Genomic DNA, 25,987 nt, shown 5'->3' with positions numbered 1-25,987 from the left:
GTCTCGTTCCATGACGATGGTCGATGTTCTGGCGGGCGGAGCGCCACCCAAGACCCAGACCACTCCCACCACCTCCGGTCGGAGGCTCGGCGACATCGGTTTGTTGGCGCCGTCGGTTCTGCTCGTCCTCGGGGTGTTCGGACTGCCGCTGGCCATCATGTTCTGGCAGGCGTTCAGCGACCCAGAACTCGGCTTCGGCAATTTCGCCTGGTATCTGGGCGATTCCGTGCAGCGCAGCGTCCTGTTGCGCACGTTCACGACGGGCCTCGAAGTCACGGTGATCTGTCTGGTGCTGGGCTATCCCTACGCCTACGCCATGGTCGCGTTCGGGCCCGCGGTCCGCATCGCGCTGACCCTCATCGTGCTGGTTCCGTTCTGGACCAGCCTGATGGTGCGCACCTTCGCCTGGGTGATCCTGCTGGAGGACGGCGGGCCCCTCCAAACCCTGCTGTCGTTCGTCGGGCTGGGCAGTGTGCCGCTCCTGCGTACCAACCTGGGCGTGGTCATCGGCATGAGCCAGATCCTGTTGCCGTTCATGGTCCTGCCGTTGTATGCCGTGATGTCGGGCATCGACCGGCGGCTGGTGCTCGCATCGTCGAGTCTCGGTGCGCGACCGGTTATCTCGTTCGCGAGAATCTGGGTGCCGCTGTCGCTGCCCGGCGTCGGGGCCGGCTGCCTGATGGTTTTCATCAGCAGCCTCGGCTTCTATGTCACACCCGCACTGCTCGGCGCTCCCGATGACGCTCTGATCAGTCAGCAGATCTACGTACAGGTCACCAGCTTGCTGGCCTGGGGCAGGGGAGGGGCGATGGGTGTGGTCCTGCTACTCGTCACCTTTCTGGTGCTTGCCGCCCTGCTGTACCTGCTGCGTCGAAACCGCAAGGAGCGCACGGCATGACACGGTATGCAAAGACGTTCTGGAACGTCCTGCTCGGGTTGTTCTGTGCGGGCGTCGGCTTGTGGTTGGTCGCACCGTCGTTGATCGTGGTGCCGCTGAGCTTCACCGATCGGCCGTCGTTCGCCTTCCCTCCCACCGGATGGTCGACGCGCTGGTATCGCACGTTCTTCGAGGATCCCGCGTGGATCGCCGCACTGAAGGCAAGCCTGGAGGTCGGGATCCTGGTGGCCGTCTTCGCCACCGTGTTCGGTACGGCCGCGGCGGTGGCGCTCAGCCGCACCCGGCTGGCCGGGCGGCAGGGCATACGTGCATTCCTGTTGGCTCCCATGGTTGTTCCGGTGATCGTGGTAGCCGTCGGCCTCTACGCGTTGTTCCTGAGGCTGAACCTGCTCGGAACCCTGTTCGGTTTCGTCGTCGCGCACACCATGTTGGCGCTGCCGTTCGTCATCGTGCCGGTGATGGCCAGCCTGCAGGGATTCGACCGGCGCCTGGAGGACGCGGCCGCGATCTGCGGTGCCGGCCGATGGACCACGTTCCGGACCGTCACCCTGCCACTGGTGGCCCCGGGGGTGCTCTCGGGCGCGCTGTTCGCGTTCGCGACGAGCTTCGACGAGGTCGTGCTGTCGCTGTTCATCCAGAACCCGTACCTGCAGACGCTGCCGGTCAAGATGTACGCCTCGGTCACGCGCGACACCGATCCCACGATCGCTGCGGCCGCCACTCTCATCCTCGCCCTGACGACATGTCTGACCGTCGTCGCGGCCATCTACTCGCGCAGGAGGAATCGTGTCCGCTGACAACACCCCGCACGGTGCATCGATCACCATGCGCGGCCTGACCAAGACCTACGGGTCGGAAAAGGCTGTCAACGCCATCGACCTCGATGCGCGGCCCGGTGAATTTCTCACCCTGCTCGGCCCCAGCGGCTCGGGCAAGACCACCACCCTGAACATGATCGCCGGCTTCGTCGACGTCACCGAGGGCGAGCTGCTGATCGACGGCCGCCCTGTCGCTGATCTCCCGCCGTACCGGCGCAACATCGGCATGGTGTTCCAGCACTACGCGCTGTTCCCGCACATGACGGTGATCGACAACGTCGAATATCCGTTGCGGCAGCGCAAGATGGCCAAGGCGCTGCGCCGCGAGAAGGTGGACGCCGCGTTGCGCACGGTCGGCCTCGACGGCTACGGCAAGCGGATGCCCAAGGAACTGTCCGGTGGTCAGCAGCAGCGTGTCGCCTTCGCGCGGGCCATGGTCTACGAACCGCGCGTGCTGCTGATGGACGAACCGCTGGGCGCGCTGGACAAGAAACTGCGCGATTCGCTGCAACTCGAGATCAAGCGTATTCACGGCGAACTCGGCACCACGTTCGTCTACGTCACGCACGACCAGGACGAAGCGCTGGTCCTGTCGGACCGCATCGCGGTGTTCAACAAGGCGCGTATCGAGCAGATCGGCTCGCCGACCGACCTTTACGAGCATCCGCGGAGCATTTTCGTGGCGCGCTTCCTCGGCGAGTCGTCACTGTTCCACGGAAAGCTCGAGGACGAGTGCATCGTGAACGCCTATGGCCGGCGGATCGTGGCCGCCCGGGGTGAATCGACGCGCGGTGATTCGGTTGCCGTCGTGGTGCGGCCGGAGCGCATCCGCATCGTCACCGGTGACACCGAGCCCGCGGTCGTCAATGCGGTGCCCGGCACCGTGATCCAGGAGATCTACCTCGGCAGTTCACGCAAGGTTGAGGTGAGCCTGCCCGACGGCACCGTCGCCCTCGTCCGCGAAAGCGCGGACAGCATCACACCGATCGAAGCGGGACAACAGGTTTGGTTGACGTTCGACCCCGAGGTCGCCACCATCCTGCCCGCCGACAACTGATCAAACCGATACGAGTACAGGAGAACCAAGATGTCCCCCGACGGTCGCACGACCAGCGGTCTCGCCAATGACTTCGTGAACGGCAGTGTGTCGTTCTGGTACCGGGCGGCAGGCTGGCCCGAATCAAGACCCGCCCTGCCGGGTTCGCTGGAAGCCGACGTCTGCATCGTCGGGGCCGGCCTGACCGGCTTGTGGGCCGCCTACTACCTCAAGCGGGAGCAGCCCGACCTCCGGATTGCCATGCTGGAGAAGGAGTTCGCCGGATTTGGAGCCTCCGGCCGCAACGGTGGGTGGCTCTCGGCCGAACTCGCCGGTTCCCGCGACGCCTATGCGTCCACCCACGGGCACGACGGTGTCGTCGAGCTCATGCGGGCCATGCGCGGTGCCGTCGACGAGGTCATCGGGGTCACGAAGTCCGAGGGTATCGACGCCGATGTCGTCAAGGACGGCGTGCTGCATGTGGCGCGCAACCAGGCGCAGATGGGTCGGCTTCGCGAATCGCTCGACTACGAGCGGAGCTGGGGTGCCACAGAAGACGACTTCGTGGTCCTGACCGGCGACGAATCCAACGCCCGCATCCGGGTCGAGCGCGCCATGGGCGCTCTGTTCACCCCGCACTGCGCCCGGGTCCAGCCGGCCAAGCTGGTCGGTGGCCTGGCCCGCGTGGTGGAGGGCATGGGCGTCGCAATCTACGAGCAGACCGAGGTGACCGACATCAAGGCCGGTCGTGCCATCACCGACCGTGGCGATGTCCGCGCCCCCGTGATCCTGCGCTGTCTTGAGGGTTTCACCGCGACGATGCCAGGCCAGCGCCGGGCGTGGCTGCCGATGAACTCCTCGATGGTGGTGACCGAACCTCTGCCCGAATCCGTGCTGCAGCAGGTCGGCTGGGTGGGGGCCGAGCTCCTCGGCGACTACGCGCACGGGTACATGTACGCGCAGCGCACGGCGGACAATCGAATTGCCCTGGGCGGCCGGGGGATCCCCTATCGGTATGGGTCGGCGCTCGATCATCGGGGAGCCACCCAGCAGTGGACCATCGATGCCCTGCGGGCTCTGGTGCACGACATGTTCCCTGCGGCTCGCGATGTTCCGATCGAGCACGCGTGGTGTGGTGTGCTGGGGGTGCCGCGCGACTGGACAGCCACCGTGGATTTCGACCGGGCGAGTGGGCTCGGCACCGCCGGCGGCTATGTCGGCAGCGGTCTGACCACCACCAACCTGGCCGGGCACACCCTTGCCGATCTCGTGCTCGGACGCGACACCGCGCTCACCCGGCTGCCCTGGGTCGGGCGACGGGTCCGCAAGTGGGAACCGGAGCCGCTGCGCTGGCTCGGGGTGCAGGCCATGTATGCGCTGTACCGCACCGCTGACCGGCGCGAGTCCACCCGCGGCCTCGCCGGCACCAGCGGGCTGGCGCGCGTGGCCAACAAGATCACGGGGCGCTGACCCGATGGAGACGACGAGTGTGAGCCTGCTTTCTGTTGCCGCGACCACGGTCGAAATGCCTGAGCCGCAGCCGAAACCGACGAGCGTCAGTGGTCAGCTGGAATCCTCGCTGGAAGTCTGGGGCGATGCGGTGACCGACACCGGGGTCTGGGAATGCGATGCGGGGGAGTTCACCGCGGACCGGTCCGGTGCGACCGAGGTGTGCCACATCATCTCGGGCTCCGGCACGGTTGTCGGTGAGGACGGAACGAGCGCGGACATCGGGCCCGGCACGCTGCTGGTGCTGCCGCGGGGCTGGCGGGGAACGTGGTTCGTCAAGGAAGCGATCCGCAAGACCTACGTCATGGTGGGTGCCTGAGGCGGCGCTTGTTCGATCCGCCCTAAACTGGGGCCATGACCGCGAGCGCTCGGGTCGGCGAGTTCGAGGAGCTGCGGCCCCATCTGCTGGCTGTGGCCTACCGGCTCACCGGAACCTTCGCCGACGCCGAGGACATCGTCCAGGATGCGTGGATCCGCTGGGAAGCCAACCGCACGCAGATCGCTGACCTGCGGGCCTGGTTGACCACGGTGGTGAGCCGGCTCGGCCTCGACCGGCTGCGGTCCGCGGCGCACCGGCGCGAGGCCTATTACGGGGAATGGCTGCCGGAGCCCGTCGTGACCGGGCTCGACACGAATGACCCACTCAACGCGGTGGTGGCGGGGGAAGATGCCCGGTTCGCGGCGATGGTGGTGCTGGAGCGGCTCACACCCGATCAGCGGGTGGCCTTCGTATTGCACGACGGGTTCGGCGTGCCGTTCGGCGAGATCGCCAGTGTGCTCGGGGTCAGCGACGCATCGGCCCGCCAGTTGGCCTCGCGGGCCCGCCGCGCGGTCGCCGACGATCCGCCGCCGTCATCGCCCGACGATTTGCACAACCAGGTCGCCGGTGAGCTGATGGCCGCCCTGGCAACGGGGGAGCTCGACGCCGTCGTGCGGTTGCTGCACCCTGACGTCACGTTCACCGGCGATTCGAACCGCCGCGCCCCGACGGCTGCCCGTGTCATCCACGGTCCGGACAAGGTTGCCCGGTTCATCCTCGGACTGTCCAAGCGCTACGGGCCGAATTGGTTGGCGGGCAGTCAATTTGCGTTGGTCAACGGCCAGTTGGGTGTCTACACGGCAGGTGCGCCGGCTGGCGACGGTTACCCGGAGATGATGCCCCGGGTCACGATCTTCACCGTTCGGGACGGGAAGGTCTGCGCGGTCTGGGATATCGCCAATCCCGACAAGTTCACCGGATCCCCGCTGAGAGGTGCACAGTGATGCCGAACGAGCACGGAACCCTGGCCCACACGTTCAGCCGAATGATGTTCCGCGGCATGGACAAGATGCGCCATCGCGACGCCTTCGACATCGGGCCTGCCACGGGGACCACCTTCGCCGGGTTCGAGAACTACCGGCAGATCGTGCTGGTGACGTTCAAGAAATCGGGGGAAGCGATGCCCAGCCCGATCAACCACGGCGTCGCCGACGGAAAGCTCTACGTGCGCACGGATCCGTCGACCGGGAAGGTCAAACGCATCCGTAACAATCCGAAAGTCCTTGTGGTGGCCAGCAATCTGCGCGGCAAGCCCAGCGGTCCCGTCGTTGCCGGCGTGGCGCGCATCCTTCCCGAGGCCGAACACGCACACGCCGAGGCGGTGATCGCCGCCAACTGGAGTGCTCCGATGAAGGTGTTCGAGCGCAGCCTGGACTACGGCAGTCAACTGGCCGGGGTACCAACGGCTTACATCGAGATCACGCCCGCGGGGGAGTGACCGTCACAGGACGTAGGGGATCAACGCCTTGCGGTCGGTGGGGTACTCGGGAAACTTCTCCTGATACCAGTCGTGGGTGCCCAGCGCCCGGGGGATCAGGTTGCCCGCGGTGATCAGCAGGATGGCAACGCCGGGCAGGGCCCAGGTCAGTATCGCGAAGCCGGACCAGGCGACGATCTCGCCCAGATAGGCCGGGCTGGTGACGAACCGGAAGCCGCCGCCGAACGGAATCCGGTACTCCGCAGCGCCGGGATTGTTCTTGTCGCGCAGGTTCCGCACGATCGATTCGGAGTTGACCAGCAGCACGAACCCGCACAGGTAGATCGCCAACCCCACCAGGAATCGCGGGTCGGTCAGCCATGCGGTGGTGTACTGCCCGAAGAAGTCCTGGCTGAACAGGGTTCCGTTGAGGTAGCCGTGCATCGAGGTGACGAGCATGCCCATGACGATCACCGAGATGTTGAACGTGCCGCGCTTGCCGGGCACCTGGCGGATCGCGAGCGGGAAGAACCAGCCGCGGTTGGCGTAGTGCAGCAGCCAGATCCCGGCGAGCACCAGGGACGTCGGCTCGAACCGGTTCGGCCCGGCCAGGTAGCTGATCAAGAACACCACGGTCGCGGGGATCTCCATCAGCCACCAGCCGAGCTTCGGGTTGAGGTTCAGGCCGAGTTTCGTCGTCGAGAAGCGCCCGTAGGAACTCTGCGCGAAGAAGCCGCCGATGATCACGAACGCCGCGAACGCGAAGGCCGCGGTCAGCACGGTGTCGTAGAACGTGTTGCCGGTGTACCAATGCACGGGCGCTCCTCGCTGAGCAGGTGGTTTCAGCGGCGGGGGCCGCTGTTTCTGTAACGTGTTCTACCACCCGGTCCCAGTCTCAGGCCAGCGACACGGTCACTCCGGAGTCACTGCTCCTCGCGCGAGCGCTCGTCGGCCCACGGAACGCGGCACGCATCTCCGGAGTTGAAGCCCTGCTCGGTGATACCCAGGGCCGAGTACATCCGGGACCGCATGTTCTCCACACCGATCTGATAGGTCAGCTCGATCACGCCGTCGTCGCCGAAGCGTCGGCGCAGGTCGTCCACCTGCTCGTCGGTGACGGAGTGCGGGTCGGTCGTCATCGCGTTGGCGTAGGCGATGGCGGCGCGCTCGTCGTCGGTGAACAGCGGCGAGGTGGCGTAGTCGTCGATCGACTTGAGCCGCTCGACGTCGAGGTTCTCCAGCCGCATGAGCATGGAGCCGAAGTCCACGCACCACGAGCAGCCGACGGTGCGGGCGGTCCAGAACACCGCGAGCTCGCGGACCGTGGCGGGTAGCTTCTTGGAGCCACCCTGCAGCAGCATCTCGTGCACGCCGTTGGCCACGAGCAGCCGCGGATGGTTTGCGGCCACGGCGAACGGCTCGGGCACCTCACCGAACTCGCGCTTGGCGTACCAGTACATGGCGCGGGTCAGCAGGCCGGCTTGTTTGGGGGTGACAGCGGGGATTCGGGTCTTGGTCTCGGTCATACCGGTTAGACGATGCAGCCCCGCAATGTGTGACAGTGCAAAACGGGCGCCGACTCTGCGCTCAGATCGTGATTCCCCTCGAAAACACGATCTGAGCGCAGAGTCGACGCCCGCCAAGCAGGGTCGACGCCACAGAGAGTCAGCGCGCGAACATCAGCGCGCGCTTGACCTCTTGGATCGCCTGCGTCACCTGGATGCCACGGGGGCAGGCCTCGGTGCAGTTGAACGTGGTGCGGCAGCGCCACACACCGTCGACCTCGTTGAGGATGTCCAACCGCTCGGCGGCCGCCTCGTCACGCGAATCGAAGATGAACCGGTGTGCGTTGACGATCGCGGCCGGGCCGAAGTACGACCCCTCGCTCCAGTACACCGGGCAGCTGGTGGTGCAGCACGCACACAGGATGCACTTGGTGGTGTCGTCGTAGCGCGCCCGGTCGGTGGCGCTCTGGATGCGCTCCTTGGTGGGCGGGTTGCCGCTGGTGATCAGGTACGGCTTCACCGCGCGGTAGGCGTCGAAGAACGGCTCCATGTCCACCACGAGGTCCTTCTCCACGGGCAGGCCGCGGATCGGCTCGATGGTGATGGTGAGCTGCTTGCCCGCCTTCTTGGGCAGCAGGTCCCGCATGAGCACCTTGCAGGCCAGCCGGTTCACGCCGTTGATCCGCATGGCGTCCGACCCGCACACACCGTGGGCGCAGGAGCGCCGGAAGGTCAGCGTGCCGTCCAGGTAGCCCTTTACGTAGAGCAGCAGGTTCAGCAGCCGGTCGCTGGGCAGGCAGGGAACTCGGAAGCTCTGCCAGCCCGCGGCGTCGGGGTCCTCGGGGTTGAACCGGGCGATCTTGAGGGTGACCATGACCGCGCCGTCGGGGACGGGCGGCAGCTCCGGGTCGCCGGCTTCGGGCTTGTCGATGACTGGGGCGCTCATCAGTACTTCCGCTCCATCGGCTCGTAGCGGGTCTGGACCACGGGCTTGTAATCCAGCCGGATATCGGAGAGCAGGTCGTCGCCCTCTTTGTACGCCATGGTGTGCCGCATGTAGTTGGTGTCGTCGCGGTCGGGGTAATCCTCGCGCGCGTGCCCGCCGCGGGACTCCTTGCGGTTGAGCGCACCGACCACCGTCACCTCGGCCAGCTCCAGCAGGAAGCCCAGCTCGATCGCTTCGAGCAGGTCGCTGTTGTAGCGCTTGCCCTTGTCGTGCACCGTGATTCGGCTGTACCGCTCCTTGAGTGCGTGGATGTCGGTCAGCGCCTGCTTGAGCGTTTCCTCGGTGCGGAACACCGCGGCGTTGTTGTCCATCGACTGCTGCAGGGCGGTGCGGATGTCGGCGACGCGCTCGTGGCCGTGCTCGGACAGGATGTCACCGACCCAGCCAACGACCATGTCGGCCGGGTTCTCCGGCAGGTCGACGTGATTGTGGTTGGCGGCGTACTCCGCGGCGGCGATACCGGCGCGGCGGCCGAACACGTTGATGTCCAGCAGCGAGTTGGTGCCGAGGCGGTTGGCGCCGTGCACCGAAACACACGCGCATTCACCGGCGGCGTACAGGCCCGGGATGACGTTGGTGTTGTCGCGCAGCACCTGGCCGTGGATCGTGGTCGGAATGCCGCCCATGACGTAGTGGCAGGTCGGGTAGACCGGCACCAGTTCGGTCACCGGGTCTACACCAAGGTAGGTGCGGGCGAACTCGGTGATGTCGGGCAGCTTGGCTTCCAGCACGTCCTCGCCGAGGTGACGCACGTCGATGTAGACGTAGTCCTTGTTCGGTCCGGCACCGCGCCCTTCGAGCACTTCGAGCACCATCGAGCGGGCGACGATGTCACGCGGCGCGAGGTCGACGATGGTGGGGGCGTAGCGCTCCATGAAGCGCTCACCCTCACCGTTGAGCAGACGTCCGCCTTCGCCGCGCACGGCTTCGGAGATCAGGATGCCCAGGCCGGCCAGGCCTGTCGGGTGGAACTGGTGGAACTCCATGTCTTCCAAGGGAAGTCCCTTGCGGAAGATGATGCCCAGCCCGTCACCGGTCAGCGTGTGGGCGTTCGAGGTGGTCTTGTACATCCGGCCCGAACCGCCGGTGGCGAAGACGATCGCCTTGGCGTGGAAGATGTGGATGTCGCCGGTCGCCAGCTCGTAGGCGATGACGCCGGTGGCCACCGGGCCCGTCGGGGTGTCGGTCAGCGCGATGTCCAGTGCGTAGAACTCGTTGAAGAATTCGACGTCGTGCTTGACGCAGTTTTGGTACAGCGTCTGCAGGATCATGTGGCCGGTGCGGTCGGCGGCGTAACAGGCCCGGCGCACCGGGGCCTTGCCGTGGTCGCGGGTGTGCCCGCCGAACCGGCGCTGGTCGATGCGGCCCTCGGGCGTCCGGTTGAACGGCATGCCCATCTTCTCGAGGTCCAGCACCGCGTCGATGGCCTCCTTGGCCATGATCTCGACGGCGTCCTGGTCAGCGAGGTAGTCGCCACCCTTGACGGTGTCGAAGGTGTGCCACTCCCAGTTGTCCTCTTCGACGTTGGCCAGCGCGGCGCACATGCCGCCCTGGGCCGCGCCGGTGTGGGATCGCGTCGGGTACAGCTTGGTCAGCACGGCGGTGCGGACGCGCGGACCGGCCTCGACGGCAGCGCGCATGCCGGCGCCGCCGGCGCCGACGATGACGACGTCGTAGCGGTGTTCCTGAATCATTGGTTAGCCCCCAATATTCGGGTCGAAGGTGACCAGGACGTAGGTGCCCAGAACCAACGTGAACCCTGTCGCCAGCAGAAGCAGCGAATTCAGGTAGAACTTCGTGACGTTCTTACGGGCGTAGTCGCCGATGATGGTGCGCAGGCCGTTGGCCCCGTGGATCATCGCGAGCCACAGCAGGGCCATGTCCCAGATCTGCCAGAACGGGGAGGCCCAGCGCTGTGCGACGTAGTTGAAGTCGATGCGGTACACGCCGTCCTGCCACATCAGCATGATGAACAGGTGGCCCAGCGCCAGGAAGACGAGCGCCAGACCCGAGAACCGCATGAACAGCCAGGCGTACTTCTCGAAGTAGGGGATACCGCGGGGACGACGGGGCGCGCGCGGGTGATCCAGCGCGGCCGGCCGGTCGTGCTCACGTTCCATCACCGGTGCCGGACGGCCCAACCGCGACTCGCCCGCTCCTGGCGCGCTCACAGGAACCGCTCCGCCATGTGCATACCGAGAACTCCTAGTGCTGCGATGAGGACCACGGCAAAGACGCCGACGGCGACCGCGAGCATCTGCCGCTGGTAGCGGGGACCCTGCTGCCAGAAGTCGATGAGGATGACACGGATGCCGTTCAGTGCGTGGAACAGCACTGCGGCGACCAGGCCCATCTCCATCAATCCGACGATGGGGGTCTTGTACGTCTCGATAACCTCGTTGTAGGCCTGCGGGCTCACCCGGACCAACGCGGTATCTAGGACGTGTACGAACAGGAAGAAGAAGATCGTGGCACCGGTAATACGGTGCAGCACCCAGGACCACATTCCCGGATCACCGCGATAAAGGGTGCGCCGTCGTGCTTTCCTGGGTTGCGGAGCCGGTACCTCCGTCTGAGTACTCATCGGGCCCTCCAACGCCATCGGTGGGACGTCTGGGACTGCCTGTTAATTAGCCCCAAACCTCGGGGCGACTCTAAACCCATTTGTAGTGGCGAACGAATTACGGTTGAGCAGTTCGACCCGCTAAACACACAAAAGTTAGGCTTACCTATCTTAATGTGCGGGTCGGGAATTGAGGTTTCGGAATGCATTCAGAGCCTACGTCCGGGGTTGTCGCATGACGATCGAAATCGACTGGAAACTATTGCGTAACAAGGCAATCGAAGTTTCAACCCGCGCCTACGCGCCTTATTCGGGGTTTCCGGTGGGGGCGGCTGCTCTGGTTGACGACGGCCGGGTCGTGGCCGGATGCAATGTGGAGAATGTCTCATATGGCCTAGGTCTCTGTGCCGAGTGCGCTGTGGCCTGTGCCCTGCATTCCGGGGGCGGCGGAAGGCTCGTCGCGCTGGTGTGTGTGGGCCCGGACGGGGGTCTGCTGATGCCGTGTGGACGCTGCCGGCAGGTGTTGCTCGAACACGGTGGGCCGGAGCTGCTGATCGACCACCCGAGTGGCGCGCGACCGCTGCGCGAGCTGCTGCCCGACGCCTTCGGGCCCGATGATCTGATGCGCAGGTAAGGCCAAGTGGTCCAACAACTCCGGGCCCCGTTAGTTACCGGCGAGTAGGTTGACGGCCATGCCTCATCTCGACGCGCCGACCGTCATCCGGACCAAGCGTGACGGCGGTGTGCTGTCCGACGCCGCTATCGACTGGGTGATCGACGGCTACACCCACGGCCGGGTCGCCGACGAGCAGATGTCGGCGCTGCTGATGGCGATCTTCCTGAAAGGCATGGCACCGGCCGAGATCGCCCGGTGGACGGCGGCCATGGTCCACTCCGGAGAGCGGTTCGACTTCACCGATCTCCGTCGTGACGGCAAGCCGCTTGCCCTGGTGGACAAGCACTCCACCGGTGGGGTGGGCGACAAGATCACCATTCCGCTGCTGCCGGTCGTGATGGCCTGCGGTGCTGCCGTTCCGCAGGCGGCCGGGCGCGGGCTCGGGCACACCGGGGGAACGCTCGACAAGCTGGAGGCGATCCCGGGATTCACCGCGGAGTTGTCGAAAGCCCAGATCCGCCAACAACTTCGGGATATTGGTGCGGCGGTGTTCGCGGCGGGCGAGCTGGCTCCGGCCGACCGCAAGATCTACGCACTACGCGATGTCACCGGCACCACCGAGTCGTTGCCGCTGATCGCGAGTTCGGTGATGAGCAAGAAACTGGCCGAGGGCGCGCGATCGCTGGTCCTGGACGTCAAGGTCGGTCGCGGCGCGTTCCTCAAGACCGAGGCCGAGTCGCGCGAGCTGGCGTCCACCATGGTCGGCCTGGGCAATGCCAACGGGGTCCCCACCCGGGCCCTGCTGACCGACATGAACTGCCCGCTGGGCCGGACCGTCGGCAACTCGGTGGAGGTCGCCGAATCGCTGGAGGTGCTGGCCGGCGGCGGGCCGCCCGACGTCGTCGCGCTGACGCTGGCGCTGGCGACGGAGATGCTCGACGCGGCCGGCATCGACGGCGCCGACCCGGCCGAGACCCTGCGGGACGGCAGCGCGATGGATTGCTTCCGTGCGCTGGTGGAAGCCCAGGGCGGGGACCTGAGCCGCGAGCTGCCCATCGGGGCGGCCAGCGAGACCGTGACGGCCCCGCACGGCGGCTTCATGGGCGATCTCGATGCCATGGGCGTGGCGCTGGCGGCCTGGAGGTTGGGCGCCGGACGTGCTCAGCCGGGTGAACCGGTGCAGTTCGGCGCCGGCGTGCGGATCCACCGCGCGCCGGGGGAGCCCGTGGCCGCGGGGGAGGCGCTGTTCACCCTGTACACCGAGACGGCCGAGCGGCTGCCCGCGGCGCTCGCCGAACTCGACGGCGCCTGGGCGGTCGGCGATGCCGTGCCCACCCGGCGGCCATTGATCATCGACCGCATTTAGCTGGCCAACCGGGCGCCCAACTGCTAGGCACAGATGGTGCCCGACGACGATCTCTCGGATTTCCAACGGTCAGAGTTCACCCACCAATCCAAGACCCGCACCATCTTTCGGCGTGGCGACGGCCCGGCGGTCATCGTCATCGCCGAAATGCCCGGTATCACCCCCAAGGTCCTCGACTTCGCCCGCCAGGTCAGCGGGATCGGTTGCACCGCAGTCCTTCCGCACCTGTTCGGAGTACCGGGGCGGGATCCCAACCCGGACGCGCATGGCCGGTTCGCCTTCGTGGCGAATGCGGTCGGCACACTCGTGCCGGCCTGCATCAGCCGGGAATTCGTCACGCTGGCGACCGGCCGGACCTCTCCGGTCATCGACTGGCTGCGTGCGCTGGCCAGGCACGAACACGAGCGTTGCGGCGGGCCCGGTGTCGGCGCCGTCGGCATGTGCTTCACCGGTGGTTACGCCCTGGCAATGGCGACCGACGATGTCTTGCTCGCCCCGGTGCTGTCGCAGCCGTCGATGCCGATCGGGCTGACCGCAGGTCAACGCGGGTCGATCGACATCTCCGCGGACGACCTGGCCGTCGTCAAGCAACGCTGCGCCCGCGGCCTGACAGTGTTGGGGCTGCGCTTCACCGGGGATCGGTTGGTGCCGCAGGACCGCTTCGGCTTCTTGCGCGAGCAACTCGGTGACGCATTCGTGGCGGTCGAACTCGACGATGCCGACGCCAACCCCGCCGCGACGATGCCGCCGCATTCGGTGCTCACCGAACACCTCATCGACGAACCCGGGCAACCCACCCGAGCGGCGCTCGACCAGGTGCTCGACCTGTTTCGTCACCGATTATTGAGCGGGTCGCAGCCTGAATGATCGGTGCTGACCGCCCGCTGTGCGCATGATGGAGTGATGAGTACGCCGCTGAGTCTGGACAAGATCCAGCACGCTCCCAAGGCCCTGCTGCACGACCACCTGGACGGCGGACTGCGACCGTCCACCGTGCTCGACCTGGCCGGTCAGCTGGGCTATGACGATCTGCCGGCCACCGAGGTCGACGAGCTGGCCACGTTCTTCCGCACGGCCGCCCACAGCGGCTCGTTGGTGCGTTACCTGGAGCCGTTCGCCCACACCGTCGGAGTCATGCAGACCCCAGAGGCTCTGCACCGCGTCGCGTTCGAGTGCGTCGAGGATCTGGCCGCGGACAACGTCGTCTATGCGGAGGTCCGGTTCGCTCCCGAGCTGCACATCGACCGTGGACTGTCGCTGGACGATGTGGTCGACGCCGTGCTGGCCGGCTTCGCCGACGGAGAGAAGGCGGCCTCGGCCGAGGGGCGCACCATAACGGTGCGCTGCCTGGTCACCGCCATGCGCCATGCCGCCCGCTCGCGTGAGATCGCCGAGCTGGCAATCCGGTTCCGGGACAAGGGCGTCGTCGGCTTCGACATCGCCGGGGCCGAGGCCGGATACCCGCCCACGCGTCACCTCGATGCGTTCGAGTACATGCGAGGAAACAACGCGCGCTTCACGATTCACGCCGGTGAGGCGTTCGGCCTGCCGTCGATCCACGAGGCCATCGCGTTCTGCGGGGCGGACCGGCTCGGGCACGGGGTGCGCATCGTCGACGACATCACCGAACTCGACGACGGCACGCAGCATCTGGGCCGGCTGGCATCCATCCTGCGCGACAAGCGAATTCCGCTGGAGATGTGTCCCAGCAGCAACGTGCAGACCGGGGCGGCGCCCAGCATCGCCGAGCACCCGTTCGACCGGCTGGCACGGCTGCGGTTCCGCGTGACGGTCAACACCGACAACCGGCTGATGAGCGACACCACCATGAGCCAGGAGATGCTGCGTCTGGTCGAGGCGTTCGGCTACGGCTGGAGCGACCTGGAGCGATTCACCATCAACGCGATGAAGTCGGCCTTCATCCCCTTCGATGAACGGCTGGCCATCATCGACGAGGTGATCAAGCCCCGCTACGCGGTGCTGGTGGGCTGAGTCACCGCGTTGGCCGAATCGCCGCGCCGGGGCGGGCATTGGCTCAGGATGTAGGGGTAACAGCGGTGGTCCACGAGGAGTAGCCATGGCCAGACCCATCACAACCGTGTTGTCCGGTGCAGTTCTGGCGTGCGCCGCAGTGTTCCTGCCGGTCGTCGTGGCTGCCCCTGCCAGGGCCGACGTGTGCGCCGGGGCCGACGGTCGGCACTTCTCCGCCGGTGGATGCACGAACGTCGCCGGCGATGTCGCCACCGGCGCTGCCGTCGCGGCGGCGCACGTGCCGTACGTGCCCGGCGAGGTCCCGTGCTACACCGTCGAAGGCGTGCCCTACTTCACCCCGCCCGGCGACCCCTGCTAGACCGGCTCGGCGGCTAGCACGGCACGTAGCGCGTCGGCGAAAGCCCCTGGGGCGCCCATGAATCCACCATGGTCACCCGGGAACATCACCGGACGCGTACCCAACAGTTCGGCGAGCGCAGTCGTCGTCCGCTGGGTCAACAGGTGCCCCGATTCCTCGCCGAGCCCGAGCAACACCCGCCCGTTCTTGAGCGCCTCGAGGTCTGGCAGGTAGCGGGTGGTGGGCCGCAGTTCGTGGTTGAAGAAGTGCGCCGCGTCGCGCAGCTCCTGATCACTCGGCGCGGGCATCTCCGGCCCACCGCTTGGCATGTCGAAGCCCGCGTTGGCCATGAACTTCGCCCACGCCGCGAACATCCCGTCACGGGAGAACGTGGCGATGATGTCATCGGTGGCGGCACGTTGCTCGGCGGCGTCGGGCAACAATTCGAGCAGCGGAGGCTCGTGCGCCACGAGAGTGCCCACCCGATGGGGGTGCCGGGCGATCAACGCCAGCCCCGTCACCGCGCCGCCGGACGAGCCGAACACATCGGCTGAGGGAGCATCCAGGTCATCGAGGATCGCCGCGACGTCATCGGCCCGCAGTTCCGGCGTCGAGTCCTGCTCGGGATCGTCGAGACGACTGCCGGCCACGCCGCGCGGGTCGGCAGTCACCACGGTGTGGTCACCCGCCAGCGCGTGTGCCAGCGGCGCGAACTCGGCTGCCGCCATCGGGGCGCCGAGGATCAGCAACAACGGGCCGGTCCCACGCACCTCATAGTGCAGGCGGGCGCCGGGAACCGTGACGGTGTGAGTGGAGAGCCTGGTCGATGCGGTCATGAATGGTCTGACCGCTTCCGCGGCCAGAACTCATCGCCGCTACGGCTACTCCGCCCGCAGGCGCGACTCCACGAAACGCTCCAGCGCCTCCCACTGCTCGACGGCGTCGGCGTACGGGGCCTCGGGCTGGCGGGCGTTCTCGTCGCCGAGCACGTAGTTCACGAACTTGCCGAGCGCCTTGGTGCCCGCCAGGGTCTCGTCGACGGTCTTGTCCTCGGAGTAGTCGCTGACGTCGCGCAGCAGTTCGACGGCCAACTCCAACTGGTCGCGGTCGACCGCGTCGGGTCCGTCGGCGATGTCGTCGGAGATTCCGCTGAGGACGTAGATGTTCTCCTCGGCGACATCCACCCGCAGCGAACCGTCGGTGGCGGCGGTCCTGATGTCGTCGTAGGTGGCCAGGTCCGACAGGTCGTGGTCGTGTTCATCGGCCAGGTAGCGGGCCAGTGCGCGCTCGGAGCTGAATACGCTGATGCGACCGTTGCGGCCGAGGAAGACCGGATCGTCGTCGAGGTAGCAGCGCAGGGTGTAGACGGTGCCCGAGCCGGTCATGATGCGCACCGGGTCGATACCGACCTTCTGCCAGAAGTCCTCGTCGCCACCGAGGACGGCGGTGTCGGCAGCGCTGCGCACAGGCTCGACCGCGTCCGCGGTGTCGTCCTCGTCGTCGTCACCCTCTGTCTCGTCGGTATCCACCGCGAGGTCGTCCTCGTCCTCCTCCGGCGCCGGTTCCTCGAGCTCGGCCTCGGCCTTCTTGACCGCGTCGGCGTCGATTTCCTCGGGAATGGTGACGATCTCGTCGATGGCGTCGAGCACGCCGTCCCAGCCGCGGGCGACCACGGCTTCGATCTCGGCCCAGCGCTTGCGTCCGGAGCGGCCGGTGAAGCCTTCCAGCCCGCCACCCACCGTGCCGAGGACGGGGTTGCCGTTGAAGAACTTGCTGATGGCCGCCAGTTCGCACACCGAGCCGAGCGACGACACCACCACCAGCGTGCGGTGCAGGCTCGCGACAGCCTCCTCGGTCGGCTTGTCGGCGACCAGGTCGGGCACGCCGACGACGTCGTACTCGCGATCCTCCGACGGCTGCAGCTTGTGCGCATTGGCTGCGGTCAGCTTGTCCCACGCCGGGTGGTCGGCCAGGTCGTTGTCGGTGTTGGTGCGGACGAAGGCCGCCAGGTCAGCGACCGATTCGAACGCGTAGAGGGCGTCACCCTCGCCCAAGAAGGCCTCCCACTCGTCGCCGGCATCCCGCCAACGCGGAGCCCACAGTGTGTAAAGGTCGCCCTTGGTCAGCCCGAGCCGGACCGGCACGATGTCAGCAGCCATGCGGCACAGCCTAATGGGGTGCCCTGGACGCCAGTCAGGTTGTCTCCCCTTCGGGGCGCGGTTCGGCGGTACCGGGCCGGCAACGAATCGGCGGACACGGCTGACCTGCGGTGAAACAATGTCGGCGTGGCCGAGGTCGGGGACCGCGAACCGGCAGCCGCCGATCTCTCCTGCGGGGCATGCGGCGCTCAGGTGGGTGCGACCGCCAGGTTTTGCAGTCAGTGCGGTGCGCCGATCGCACGCACGGCGCAGCCGGCGGAGTACAAGCAGGTCACCGTGCTGTTCGCCGACGTCGTGCACTCGATGCACATCGCCGCAGCGGTGGGTGCAGAACGGCTGCGCGAGATCATGACCGATTTGGTGGTGCGGTCCGCCGCGGTGGTGCGCGGCTACGGCGGCACCGTCGGCAGTTTCACCGGTGACGGAATCATGGCGGTCTTCGGCGCGCCGCTGGCGTTGGAGCATCACGCCGTCCACGCCTGCCTGGCGGCGTTGGGTATTCAGGACGAAGCGGAACGGCTTGCGGTCGAGATTCACCGGCACGACGGCGTGGAGCTGTTGCTTCGGGTGGGCCTGAACTCCGGTGAGGTGATCGCGGGAGAGATTCGTTCCGGTCCACTCGGCTACACCGCCATCGGCGAACAGGTCGGGATGGCCCAGCGGATGGAATCGGTCGCGCCGCCCGGTGGCGTGATGCTGAGCGCGTCCACCGCGCGACTGGTCGAGGGCAATGCGATTCTCGGGGAGCCCGAGCGGGTACGGATCAAGGGGACCGACCATCCGGTGCCCGCCCGCCGGCTGATCGGTATGCGTCAGGATCGGATCATCAAGCGGGCCGAGTCGGCCCTCGTCGGTCGACGGTCGGAGATGAGCGCGGTTGACACCTTGTTGGACCGTGCCATGGACGGCGATGGCGCGGTGGTCGGTGTCGTGGGGCCGCCGGGTATCGGCAAAAGCCGCTTGGTGCGCGAGCTTTCGGCCACAGCGCTCGCACGTGGTGTCGGAGTGTTCACGACCTTCTGTGAGTCGCACGCCGGCCAGATCCCGTTTCACGTCGTCGCTGGTTTCTTGCGCGCGGCCACGGGAACGGCGGGGTGTGATGGGCAGACTGCTCGTGATCGATTGCACGACAGCTTCTCTGGTTCAGATCCGGAGGACCTGGTGCTCCTTGCCGACTTGCTGGGCTTCGCCGATCCCGATGAGCCGCTGCCCCGGATAGATCCGGACGCGCGGCGGCGGAGATTGACCGCACTGGTGTACACCGCGGCGATGGCACGGGAGAGTACGGCGCTGTACCTCATCGAGGATGCCCACTGGATCGACGAGGTCAGTGAGTCGATGCTGGCCGAGTTCCTCTCGGTGATTGCGCAGACGCCCTCGCTGGTCGTCGTGACGTACCGCCCCGAGTACGGGGGAGCACTCACCCGAGTGCCCGGCGCTTCGACTCTCGCGTTGGAGCCGTTGAGCGACAAGGAGACTGCCGCGCTGGTGTCACAACTGCTCGGTTCGGATCCCTCGGTGGCAGCGATGAATCAGATGATCATCGAACGAGCAGCCGGCACCCCATTTTTCGCCGAGGAGATGGTGCGGGACCTGGCGGAGCGCGGGGTGCTCCGCGGTGAGGTCGGCGCATACCAGTCGACGGCGGCGGTCGCCGAGGTGACGGTGCCCGCGACCTTGCAGGCGATCATCGGTGCGCGCATCGACCGGCTCGACCCGAAAGCGAAGCGCACGCTGACCGCGGCGGCGGTGGTCGGTTCACGCTTCGGCGGTGATCTGCTGATCACGCTGGGGGTCGAGCCCGAGGTCGACAACCTCGTGACAGCCCAGCTCATCGACCAGGTCGGGTTCACCCAGCAACCCGAGTACGTCTTCCACCATCCGCTCATTCGCGCCGTGGCCTACGAGTCACAACTCAGATCCGATCGCGCCGAGATGCACCGGCGGGTGGCGGCTGCACTCGAACGGCGTGAACCCGCGTCGATCGACGAGAATGCCGCCCTGATCGCCGAACATCTCGAGGCCGCAGGCGATCTGCACGCCGCGTACGGCTGGCACATGCGCGCCGCGACGTGGGCCAGGGGCCGCGACATCACCGCAGCACGACTCAGCTGGGAGCGGGCCCGAACGATCGCCGACGCGTTGCCCACCGGAGATCAGAACCGCGCGGCGATGCGCATCGCCCCGCGCGCCATGCTGTGCGCGACCGCCTATCGGTTGCGTGCACATGGCGCCGGCGCCCGCTTTGCCGAGCTGCGCACGTTGTGTACGGGCGCCGGGGACAAGCCGTCTCTGGCGATCGCCATGGCCGGGCTGGTGATGGATCACGCGTATCAGGGCCAGATTCGTCAGGCATCGCAATTGGCATCGGAAGCGATGGCCCTCATCGAGTCGGTCGCTGACGAGACCTTGACGGTGGGTCTGTCGTACCCGGCGATCTTCGCCAAGGTCGAAAGTGGCGAGTACGCCGACGTATTGCGGTGGTCGCAGAGAGTGATCGACCTGGCCGGTGGTGATCCGTTCAAGGGCAATTTCGTCTTCGGGTCTCCGTTGGCACTCGCGTTGACATCGCGGGCGACAGCCCGCTATTGCCTGGGGCTTCCTGATTGGCGGGACGACCTGCGCCATGGCATCGCCATGGCGCACACCGCCGACCCGCTGACCTACGCCGCGGTTGTCGCGGTGGGTTACTTCCCGGGGATAGCGAATGGCGTGTTGTCCGCCGATGACCGCGCGGTGCGGGAGAGCGAGGATGCGTTACGGATTGCCGAACGGTCCGGCAATGACATGGCGCTGGCGTTCGCGCGGTTCGCCCTGGGTATCGCGCTGGTGCATCGCGGCCCGGCCGTGGAGCGTGATCGCGGGCAGGTCCTCCTGGCCGAGGTCAGCGAGGTGATGGAACGTCAGCGACACAACCTCGGGGAACTGCCACTGGTCAACGTGTATCTGGCGCGCGAACGGGCCCGCCATGGAGACCATGACCAGGCGATACCGCAGATGTGCGCTGCCAACGACCAGTTGGCACGAGAGGGGCAACTGCTCGCGTGGGGCACCCCGACCACAGCTGTTGTCGCGGAGGCACTCATCGATCGTGCGGCCGAGGGCGATCTCGCCGCAGCCGAATCCGTGATCGATCGGTTGGCCGCCGCGCGGGCCGACGAGGCACTGGTGGTGCGCGACATCTGGCTGTTGCGGGTACGGGCTCTGTTGGCCAGGGCACGGGGCGACGAGGCCACCTACGGCGACTATCGGGAGCGCTATCGCGCGATGGCAGTACAGCTGGACTTCGGAGGACACATCGCGCTCGCGATGGCGATGCCGTGACGTTCACTCACACCGTGGGCCGCCAGAATCCCTGAAAGCCCTGACCGGCGTTCGTGGTTCGGACGGGTGACAGCTTCACCGGATCGCCGGCTTCGATCATCGTGTTCGCGCCGACGATCATCGCGACGTGCCCGTCCCATACCGCCAGGTCGCCCGGCCGTAGCGTTCCGGCGGACACCGCCTTGCCGATGTCCTGCTCCTGTGCGAGCCGTGGAATGTCCAGTCCGGCTTCGTGATAGGCCCACTGGGTGAGCCCGCTGCAGTCCAGGCCGACGCCCGGTGTGGTGCCGCCCCAACGGTAGGGCACGCCCAACTGGGTGAGCGCGTGCCGTACCGCGCTGGCCGCAACGGCATTGGGTGCCACGGCCGTGCTGCCGTCGGGCAGCCGCACCCCCACGCCGTCGCCGAACATGCCGGGGTCTCGTAGCCCGACCGCGGCTTCGGCGCGATCACCGATCGAAGCTGCCGGGAGATCTGCCGACGCTGCACCCCACGACTGCCCCGCCGAGGTCGGCGCGATACCGCCCGAGCCTGCCGAGAACCCCGCCGAGGCCGGGCGCATACCGCCCGCCGGCGACGAGCCCGCGGCCGGGGCGGCAACCGCGCCCGCCTGACGGTCCAGTTCGGCACGCAATTCGTCGACGACGGCCGAGGCCTCGGACACCGCGCGTCGCGCCTCGGCCTGCAACTCCTGCGCCACTCCCGGTTCGTCGAGGTGAGGGGTCAGCGCCGCGGCACGTTCTTCGAAGCGGTCGATGATCTCCTGCAGCCGGGACCGGGACCGGGCCTGCGCCACAGCCGAACCCGCGTCCCTGGCCGCGGCGCTCAATGCCTGCGCCCGCAGGGCCAGGTGCGTGACTTCCGCCGCGGCGTCCGATGCGAAGCCCGCCGCCGCCGTCGCCGACGTTCCCGACCAATCGCCCGCGGCGCGCTCCCACGACCGCACAAGCGCGACCGCGATATCCGACAGGGCGGCCTGCGCCCCGTCCAGTGCGGTCGCGGCGGGGTTGTGGGCCGGCCAGCCGCTGCCGACCAGATCCCGCAGCTCGTAGAGCGGCGCGGCCAACGCGATGGCAGAGGCGGGCACGGCTAAACCCGCGGCAACAGCTGAGCGGCCCGCTGACCGGCGGCGTCGAAGCCGGCGGCGGTGTTCCCGGCGCTGACCGCCCCAGCGCCGGTACAGGAACCCAGCGCCGCGACTGTATCGCTGTGGGCGCCGACGGCGTCGGCGAAAGCAGCCGCGAACCGGTCGCCTATCGGACCGAGAGCAGCCCCTGGTGACGGAACCGACCGCAGGGCGGCGGCCACGGCGTTGAGATCGGCGGCGTATGCGTCGAGGGCATCGCCAAGGGTGCGGATGGCCGCCATGTCGGCGCGCAGGATTTCGGCGGGCATGTGGTTAGGACGCCCGCCGGCCCCGATCGGTTCCCCTGATCTGGCTTCAGATCGCGGTGCCGCCACCGTCGGCGTGCAGCGTCGAGCCGGTGATGAACGCCGCGCGTGGTGAGGACAGGAACAGCACCGCGTGGGCGATCTCTTCAGGGGTGGCGGTGCGGCCCAACGGCAGGGCGCGGCCGAGTTCCTCGTTGGTGTCGCCCCATTGGGCCTCGACGCCTTCGGTGCGGGTCGGCCCCGGTGCCACACTGTTGACCCGCACACCGCCGGAACCGAATTCGGCGGCCCAGGTGCGGGTCAGCGATTCGACGGCCGCCTTGGAGGCACTGTAGGCCGAGGCGCCGGGCACCCCTTTCGACGCGACCATCGAGGTGACGTTGACGATGCTGCCGCGGCCGCGGTCGAGCATGCCGCCCACCAGTTGGGCCACCAGGAAGTAGGTGCCGCGCACGTTGGTGTCGAAGGTCTGCTCGAACGAGGCGACGTCCTGGTCGACGGTGAGGGCGCCGGGAAAGGCGGCTGCGTTGTTGACCAGGATGTCCAGCTGGTCACATTGCCGGGCAAGCGATTGCACCGAATCCAGGTCGGCGAGGTCGGCGCCGATGAATCGGACGTCCCGGCCGAGTGCGGCTGCGGCGTCACGTCCCCGCTGCTCGTCCCTTCCGGTGATGGTCACCGCGGCGCCCGCCCGGGCCAGCAGGTCGGCGCAGGCCAGCCCGATGCCTGCGGTGCCTCCGGTGACCAGCGCGCGGTATCCCCTGAGTTCTGCTCCGGATTCCATTGTGTCCTTCCGTTGTTCGGTCATGCGACACATCGGGTGTCGTCGTCTTCGTCGCTCAATGCCGCCCTCAGCCGTTCGCGGCTGCGGGAGATGCGCGACATCACCGTTCCCACCGGAATTTCCATGAGTGCGGCGGTTTCGGCGTAGGTGAAGCCCTCGATGTCGGCGTAGTACAAGACCGTTCGGAAACCCTCGGGCAGCGTCAGCACCGCATCCCGGATCCGGTCGTCGCAGATCGCGTCGAGCGCCCGTTCCTCGGCGGAGCGCTCCGCGGCCGTGGAGTGGAGTGCGTTGCCGAACATGTCGCTGTCGGTGATGTCGGCGACCGCGAAGGTGTCCGGACGGCGTTGCTTCATCCGATGTGTGCTGATCCACCGGTTGTGCATGATGCGGAACAGCCAGGCTCGCAGGTTGGTGCCCGGCTCGAACCGTCGGAATCCGGTGTAGGCGTTCATCAGTGTGTCCTGGACCAGATCCTCGGCATCGGCCTGGCTGTGCGTCAGTCGCCGCGCGGTGCGCAACAGGACGGTGTGGAACGGCATGGCGTCCCGGACGAACCTGGCTGCCAGCTGCGCGTCAGACTCGGCGCTGAGGTCCCCGGTGCCGATGGTCAGGGTCATCGGACGGGTGAGACATCGGTCGAGGGGGCGGCTGCGACTTTCGTCATGATCGGATCTCCAGAGTCGGGGACAAAACTGAGCGTCACCTCAGACTGCTTCGCAGAACTCCGTGACGGACCCTTGAAAACCCGTAGTCCGTGGTCCGTGGAACCGTGCCCGGATCCACCTGCACGGCAGCGGCACCGCCCGTTAAGGTCAGCGCATGGATGTACGCGTCGTCGACCACCCCCTGGCCGCCGCGCGGCTGACCACGCTGCGGGATGAGCGGACCGACAACGCGGGGTTCCGCGCGGCACTGCGCGACCTGACCCTCATGCTGGTGTACGAGGCAACCCGGGACGCGGCATCCGAGCAGATCGCGGTGCGTACTCCGGTGACCGACACCACCGGTTCGCGATTGGCCAATCCACCGCTGCTGGTCCCGGTGCTACGGGCCGGGCTGGGGATGGTCGACCAGGCGCACGCCCTGATCCCCGAAGCGCAGGTGGGATTCGTCGGGATGGCGCGCGACGAGACGACGCATCAGCCGACGCCGTACCTGGCCTCGCTGCCCGAAGACCTGAGCACCCGGTCGGTGTTCGTGCTCGACCCGATGCTGGCGACCGGCGGGTCGATGGCCTACACCATCGATCTGCTGCGGGAACGCAACGCCGTCGACATCACCGCGGTGTGTGTGGTGTGCGCGCCGCAGGGGATCGCCGCGATAGAGAAGGTCGCCCCCGAAATGCGGCTGATCACCGCCACCATCGACGAAGGTCTCAACGAAGCCGCCTATATCGTCCCGGGACTCGGCGACGCCGGGGATCGTCAGTTCGGCCCGCGCTGAGGCGCTGTCGCCGTCAGGTAGGGCCGGGACAACACCAGTGCCGCCGCGGTGGCGAGCACCAGCACGTACACCGGCAGCAGATGGATGAACGTGGTGTAGCCGATCGCGAAGTGCACGGCCAGCGCCGGCACCGTGCCCGTCACGAACCCGATCAACAACGTCCACCACACCCAGCGTTCGCCCCTGCGAAATCCCCACATCGCGATCAACGCGATCGCCAGCCCCGAACCGATCAAGGCACCCCCGAATCCGGCACGGTCATGTGCGACGAAGCTGACCAGTTGCGGGTCGGCGGTCCGTAGCGCCGCACCGTGCGTGTGCATGTATCCCAGGTCGGTGGAGACGAACACGTCGGTCAGTCCGACGAACGAGATGGTTGCCCCGGCCACGGCGAGCCCGGCGCCCAAACCGATGAACAGCAGCTGGCCCCACAGCGCATGCCGGCGCTGTGTCTCCGAACCGTCCGCCAGTGACGGCCATTGGGGCGGGTACGGCTTGTTCCACACGGCGGCGAGCAGCATCGGGAACAGGGTCACCACCACCAGGGTGTGCAGGGGATCGACGAAACCTGTTCCGACGAAATAGAACAACGTCAGAAAGGCGACCAGCCCCGAGATCAGCAGGGCATTGCGGGCCCACACCTGACCGCGCCTGATACCACCCCAGCACAATCCGGTGTACAGCACGCCGAGACCGATCATGTTGCCCGCCATGCTGATCCGGTCGTGCTGGATGAAATGCACCAGGTTGTCGTTGATCCGGCGCAGGTCATCGACGCCGAGGCCGAGGTAGGACCGGTCATAGCTCAACAACACCGGTCCGAGCGTGATGGCGCCGGCGCCCATACCTGCCACGATCAAGCCGAGCCCGGCCAGCACCCCCCACAGCCAGCCCGGCCAGCGAAACGGGTTGAGCCCGGCATCGGCCAGGCTGGGCGGCCGCGTCGTCGTCTGCGAGGCCGCCTCGATCACCCGGTTGAACCAGCCTGGCCCGCTCGCCAGCAGCACGGCCGGACGGGCCAGGACGGTGGCCGAACCGTCCCGCAGGGCAGTGACGGCGGCAGCTACGTCCGGGTCGGTCAGATAGCGATGGTCGCGCGCAGGTCCGATGGCGACTTCGTCGACGTCTTGGGTGAGCAGTTCGGCGACCTCGGCAGAGTCCACCCGGGCGACGACACGGCAGCGTCGACCCGTGGCGGCGCGCCGGACGGTCCCGACATCGGCGGCCGTGACCGGAGCGATCTCGATGATGCCCGCGCCCTGGACCGGCAACACCAGGACGGCGTCACGAGCCACCGACGGCGGGACCACCGCGCCGAACCGGCCGATCCACTCTGTCGGCAGCGGCGGGTGATCGAACACCCGCGGAATCCAGCGGTAACCGCCCGCTTCGACCAGGGTCGCCAGCAGTCGCAGCGCCCACCGCTGAGTGCGCCGTTCCCCGATGACCGCGGACGCGATGGGGCGAAGCGGTTGATAAGTCCAGTCCGGCATGAAGGTT

Annotated in this window: 26 protein-coding genes and 1 pseudogene; 14 read left to right on the top strand and 13 right to left on the bottom strand. The window is 67.4% G+C overall.

Annotated features, from left to right (window positions below):
* The first annotated feature begins 10 nt into the window (after positions 1–10).
* From ACNQVK_RS28790 to ACNQVK_RS28760, 7 genes are read left to right on the top strand one after another with little or no spacing between them, the layout of a single operon-like run.
* Positions 11–898 carry an ABC transporter permease gene (locus ACNQVK_RS28790; RefSeq protein ID WP_418032247.1) on the top strand — a complete coding sequence of 296 codons (888 nt, stop codon included), beginning with the start codon at positions 11–13 and terminating at the stop codon, positions 896–898.
* Positions 895–1,695 (top strand): ABC transporter permease, encoded by an 801-nt coding sequence (locus ACNQVK_RS28785; RefSeq protein WP_409553172.1) that lies wholly within the window; start codon positions 895–897, stop codon positions 1,693–1,695. The genes ACNQVK_RS28790 and ACNQVK_RS28785 overlap by 4 nt, the downstream gene beginning before the upstream one ends.
* The gene (locus tag ACNQVK_RS28780; protein ID WP_418032246.1) at positions 1,685–2,773 is read left to right on the top strand and encodes an ABC transporter ATP-binding protein; all 1,089 of its coding nucleotides are present in this window, start codon (positions 1,685–1,687) and stop codon (positions 2,771–2,773) included. The genes ACNQVK_RS28785 and ACNQVK_RS28780 overlap by 11 nt, the downstream gene beginning before the upstream one ends.
* A 30-nt stretch (positions 2,774–2,803) precedes the next feature.
* Positions 2,804–4,222 carry an NAD(P)/FAD-dependent oxidoreductase gene (locus ACNQVK_RS28775; protein WP_418032245.1) on the top strand — a complete coding sequence of 473 codons (1,419 nt, stop codon included), beginning with the start codon at positions 2,804–2,806 and terminating at the stop codon, positions 4,220–4,222.
* Positions 4,223–4,241: 19 nt separating this feature from the next.
* Positions 4,242–4,580, top strand: a complete 339-nt coding sequence (locus ACNQVK_RS28770; RefSeq protein ID WP_418032244.1) for a cupin domain-containing protein — start codon at positions 4,242–4,244, stop codon at positions 4,578–4,580.
* A gap of 35 nt (positions 4,581–4,615) precedes the next feature.
* Complete coding sequence (locus ACNQVK_RS28765; RefSeq protein ID WP_418032243.1) at positions 4,616–5,524, top strand: sigma-70 family RNA polymerase sigma factor; 909 nt, start codon at positions 4,616–4,618, stop codon at positions 5,522–5,524.
* Complete coding sequence (locus ACNQVK_RS28760) at positions 5,524–6,018, top strand: PPOX class F420-dependent oxidoreductase (protein ID WP_418032242.1); 495 nt, start codon at positions 5,524–5,526, stop codon at positions 6,016–6,018. Before ACNQVK_RS28765 ends, ACNQVK_RS28760 begins: the two co-directional genes overlap by 1 nt.
* 3 nt (positions 6,019–6,021) lie before the next feature.
* On the opposite strand, the gene ACNQVK_RS28755 is transcribed toward ACNQVK_RS28760, so the two are convergent.
* From ACNQVK_RS28755 to sdhC, 6 genes and pseudogenes are all read right to left on the bottom strand, one after another.
* Positions 6,022–6,813, bottom strand: a complete 792-nt coding sequence (locus ACNQVK_RS28755; RefSeq protein ID WP_418032241.1) for a 3-oxo-5-alpha-steroid 4-dehydrogenase — start codon at positions 6,811–6,813, stop codon at positions 6,022–6,024.
* Positions 6,814–6,920: 107 nt separating this feature from the next.
* Positions 6,921–7,538: pseudogene (locus ACNQVK_RS28750) on the bottom strand (carboxymuconolactone decarboxylase family protein); the annotation flags it as partial.
* Positions 7,539–7,662: 124 nt separating this feature from the next.
* The gene (locus ACNQVK_RS28745) at positions 7,663–8,448 is read right to left on the bottom strand and encodes a succinate dehydrogenase iron-sulfur subunit (protein WP_044516500.1); all 786 of its coding nucleotides are present in this window, start codon (positions 8,446–8,448) and stop codon (positions 7,663–7,665) included.
* Entirely contained in the window at positions 8,448–10,202 is a 1,755-nt protein-coding gene (gene sdhA, locus ACNQVK_RS28740; protein ID WP_409553178.1) for a succinate dehydrogenase flavoprotein subunit, read from the bottom strand. Before sdhA ends, ACNQVK_RS28745 begins: the two co-directional genes overlap by 1 nt.
* Positions 10,203–10,205: 3 nt before the next feature.
* Positions 10,206–10,628: a succinate dehydrogenase hydrophobic membrane anchor subunit gene (locus tag ACNQVK_RS28735; protein WP_003882378.1), complete on the bottom strand. Its 423-nt coding sequence runs from the start codon at positions 10,626–10,628 to the stop codon at positions 10,206–10,208.
* Positions 10,629–10,675: 47 nt separating this feature from the next.
* Positions 10,676–11,092 (bottom strand): succinate dehydrogenase, cytochrome b556 subunit, encoded by a 417-nt coding sequence (sdhC, locus tag ACNQVK_RS28730; RefSeq protein ID WP_084621995.1) that lies wholly within the window; start codon positions 11,090–11,092, stop codon positions 10,676–10,678.
* A 214-nt stretch (positions 11,093–11,306) separates the two neighbouring features.
* On the opposite strand from sdhC, the gene ACNQVK_RS28725 reads away from it, so the two are divergent.
* From ACNQVK_RS28725 to ACNQVK_RS28705, 5 genes are all read left to right on the top strand, one after another.
* Complete coding sequence (locus tag ACNQVK_RS28725) at positions 11,307–11,705, top strand: cytidine deaminase (RefSeq protein WP_418032240.1); 399 nt, start codon at positions 11,307–11,309, stop codon at positions 11,703–11,705.
* A gap of 58 nt (positions 11,706–11,763) precedes the next feature.
* Positions 11,764–13,053 carry a thymidine phosphorylase gene (locus ACNQVK_RS28720; protein ID WP_418032239.1) on the top strand — a complete coding sequence of 430 codons (1,290 nt, stop codon included), beginning with the start codon at positions 11,764–11,766 and terminating at the stop codon, positions 13,051–13,053.
* Between the two features lie 36 nt (positions 13,054–13,089).
* Positions 13,090–13,920 (top strand): dienelactone hydrolase family protein, encoded by an 831-nt coding sequence (locus tag ACNQVK_RS28715; protein WP_418032238.1) that lies wholly within the window; start codon positions 13,090–13,092, stop codon positions 13,918–13,920.
* A gap of 36 nt (positions 13,921–13,956) precedes the next feature.
* On the top strand, positions 13,957–15,045 hold the full coding sequence (locus ACNQVK_RS28710) for an adenosine deaminase (protein ID WP_418032237.1): 1,089 nt from the start codon (positions 13,957–13,959) through the stop codon (positions 15,043–15,045).
* An 85-nt stretch (positions 15,046–15,130) separates the two neighbouring features.
* Positions 15,131–15,403 (top strand): hypothetical protein, encoded by a 273-nt coding sequence (locus ACNQVK_RS28705; RefSeq protein ID WP_418032236.1) that lies wholly within the window; start codon positions 15,131–15,133, stop codon positions 15,401–15,403.
* On the opposite strand, the gene ACNQVK_RS28700 is transcribed toward ACNQVK_RS28705, so the two are convergent.
* Positions 15,400–16,218 (bottom strand): alpha/beta fold hydrolase, encoded by an 819-nt coding sequence (locus ACNQVK_RS28700; RefSeq protein ID WP_418032235.1) that lies wholly within the window; start codon positions 16,216–16,218, stop codon positions 15,400–15,402. The genes ACNQVK_RS28705 and ACNQVK_RS28700 overlap by 4 nt on opposite strands.
* A gap of 45 nt (positions 16,219–16,263) precedes the next feature.
* Positions 16,264–17,541: a primosomal protein gene (locus tag ACNQVK_RS28695; RefSeq protein ID WP_418032234.1), complete on the bottom strand. Its 1,278-nt coding sequence runs from the start codon at positions 17,539–17,541 to the stop codon at positions 16,264–16,266.
* A gap of 126 nt (positions 17,542–17,667) precedes the next feature.
* On the opposite strand from ACNQVK_RS28695, the gene ACNQVK_RS28690 reads away from it, so the two are divergent.
* Positions 17,668–20,865 (top strand): ATP-binding protein, encoded by a 3,198-nt coding sequence (locus tag ACNQVK_RS28690; protein ID WP_418032233.1) that lies wholly within the window; start codon positions 17,668–17,670, stop codon positions 20,863–20,865.
* A 7-nt stretch (positions 20,866–20,872) separates the two neighbouring features.
* On the opposite strand, the gene ACNQVK_RS28685 is transcribed toward ACNQVK_RS28690, so the two are convergent.
* The 4 genes from ACNQVK_RS28685 to ACNQVK_RS28670 are packed head-to-tail and all read right to left on the bottom strand — an operon-like array spanning position 20,873 to position 23,661.
* A complete protein-coding gene (locus ACNQVK_RS28685) occupies positions 20,873–21,952 on the bottom strand; it encodes an NlpC/P60 family protein (RefSeq protein ID WP_418032232.1) in 1,080 nt (359 codons plus the stop codon).
* Positions 21,953–21,954: 2 nt separating this feature from the next.
* Complete coding sequence (locus tag ACNQVK_RS28680; protein WP_418032231.1) at positions 21,955–22,260, bottom strand: hypothetical protein; 306 nt, start codon at positions 22,258–22,260, stop codon at positions 21,955–21,957.
* A 46-nt stretch (positions 22,261–22,306) separates the two neighbouring features.
* Positions 22,307–23,065 carry an SDR family NAD(P)-dependent oxidoreductase gene (locus ACNQVK_RS28675; RefSeq protein ID WP_418032230.1) on the bottom strand — a complete coding sequence of 253 codons (759 nt, stop codon included), beginning with the start codon at positions 23,063–23,065 and terminating at the stop codon, positions 22,307–22,309.
* Complete coding sequence (locus ACNQVK_RS28670) at positions 23,062–23,661, bottom strand: sigma-70 family RNA polymerase sigma factor (RefSeq protein WP_418032229.1); 600 nt, start codon at positions 23,659–23,661, stop codon at positions 23,062–23,064. Before ACNQVK_RS28670 ends, ACNQVK_RS28675 begins: the two co-directional genes overlap by 4 nt.
* A 202-nt stretch (positions 23,662–23,863) precedes the next feature.
* Between ACNQVK_RS28670 and upp the strand changes: the two genes are divergently transcribed.
* Positions 23,864–24,487 carry a uracil phosphoribosyltransferase gene (upp, locus tag ACNQVK_RS28665; RefSeq protein WP_418032228.1) on the top strand — a complete coding sequence of 208 codons (624 nt, stop codon included), beginning with the start codon at positions 23,864–23,866 and terminating at the stop codon, positions 24,485–24,487.
* Here upp and ACNQVK_RS28660 read toward each other — a convergent pair.
* Positions 24,469–25,980: a hypothetical protein gene (locus ACNQVK_RS28660; protein WP_418032227.1), complete on the bottom strand. Its 1,512-nt coding sequence runs from the start codon at positions 25,978–25,980 to the stop codon at positions 24,469–24,471. The genes upp and ACNQVK_RS28660 overlap by 19 nt on opposite strands.
* Positions 25,981–25,987: the final 7 nt, after the last annotated feature.

The sequence above is a fragment of the Mycobacterium sp. 134 genome (assembly GCF_048282715.1).
Lineage (GTDB): Bacteria > Actinomycetota > Actinomycetes > Mycobacteriales > Mycobacteriaceae > Mycobacterium > Mycobacterium septicum.
This window is presented reverse-complemented; position numbering and strand designations above follow the sequence as displayed.

Excerpts from the sequence above, each read along its gene's own strand:
- ACNQVK_RS28790 (WP_418032247.1), top strand. The coding sequence starts at position 11 with ATGACGATGGTCGATGTTCTGGCGGGCGGAGCGCCACCCAAGACCCAG.
- ACNQVK_RS28785 (WP_409553172.1), top strand. The coding sequence starts at position 895 with ATGACACGGTATGCAAAGACGTTCTGGAACGTCCTGCTCGGGTTGTTC.
- ACNQVK_RS28775 (WP_418032245.1), top strand. The coding sequence starts at position 2,804 with ATGTCCCCCGACGGTCGCACGACCAGCGGTCTCGCCAATGACTTCGTG.
- ACNQVK_RS28765 (WP_418032243.1), top strand. The coding sequence starts at position 4,616 with ATGACCGCGAGCGCTCGGGTCGGCGAGTTCGAGGAGCTGCGGCCCCAT.
- ACNQVK_RS28760 (WP_418032242.1), top strand. The coding sequence starts at position 5,524 with ATGCCGAACGAGCACGGAACCCTGGCCCACACGTTCAGCCGAATGATG.
- ACNQVK_RS28745 (WP_044516500.1), bottom strand. The coding sequence starts at position 8,448 with ATGAGCGCCCCAGTCATCGACAAGCCCGAAGCCGGCGACCCGGAGCTG.
- sdhA (WP_409553178.1), bottom strand. The coding sequence starts at position 10,202 with ATGATTCAGGAACACCGCTACGACGTCGTCATCGTCGGCGCCGGCGGC.
- ACNQVK_RS28735 (WP_003882378.1), bottom strand. The coding sequence starts at position 10,628 with ATGGAACGTGAGCACGACCGGCCGGCCGCGCTGGATCACCCGCGCGCG.
- sdhC (WP_084621995.1), bottom strand. The coding sequence starts at position 11,092 with ATGAGTACTCAGACGGAGGTACCGGCTCCGCAACCCAGGAAAGCACGA.
- ACNQVK_RS28725 (WP_418032240.1), top strand. The coding sequence starts at position 11,307 with ATGACGATCGAAATCGACTGGAAACTATTGCGTAACAAGGCAATCGAA.
- ACNQVK_RS28720 (WP_418032239.1), top strand. The coding sequence starts at position 11,764 with ATGCCTCATCTCGACGCGCCGACCGTCATCCGGACCAAGCGTGACGGC.
- ACNQVK_RS28710 (WP_418032237.1), top strand. The coding sequence starts at position 13,957 with ATGAGTACGCCGCTGAGTCTGGACAAGATCCAGCACGCTCCCAAGGCC.
- ACNQVK_RS28705 (WP_418032236.1), top strand. The coding sequence starts at position 15,131 with ATGGCCAGACCCATCACAACCGTGTTGTCCGGTGCAGTTCTGGCGTGC.
- ACNQVK_RS28700 (WP_418032235.1), bottom strand. The coding sequence starts at position 16,218 with ATGACCGCATCGACCAGGCTCTCCACTCACACCGTCACGGTTCCCGGC.
- ACNQVK_RS28695 (WP_418032234.1), bottom strand. The coding sequence starts at position 17,541 with ATGGCTGCTGACATCGTGCCGGTCCGGCTCGGGCTGACCAAGGGCGAC.
- ACNQVK_RS28680 (WP_418032231.1), bottom strand. The coding sequence starts at position 22,260 with ATGCCCGCCGAAATCCTGCGCGCCGACATGGCGGCCATCCGCACCCTT.
- ACNQVK_RS28675 (WP_418032230.1), bottom strand. The coding sequence starts at position 23,065 with ATGACCGAACAACGGAAGGACACAATGGAATCCGGAGCAGAACTCAGG.
- ACNQVK_RS28670 (WP_418032229.1), bottom strand. The coding sequence starts at position 23,661 with ATGACCCTGACCATCGGCACCGGGGACCTCAGCGCCGAGTCTGACGCG.
- upp (WP_418032228.1), top strand. The coding sequence starts at position 23,864 with ATGGATGTACGCGTCGTCGACCACCCCCTGGCCGCCGCGCGGCTGACC.
- ACNQVK_RS28660 (WP_418032227.1), bottom strand. The coding sequence starts at position 25,980 with ATGCCGGACTGGACTTATCAACCGCTTCGCCCCATCGCGTCCGCGGTC.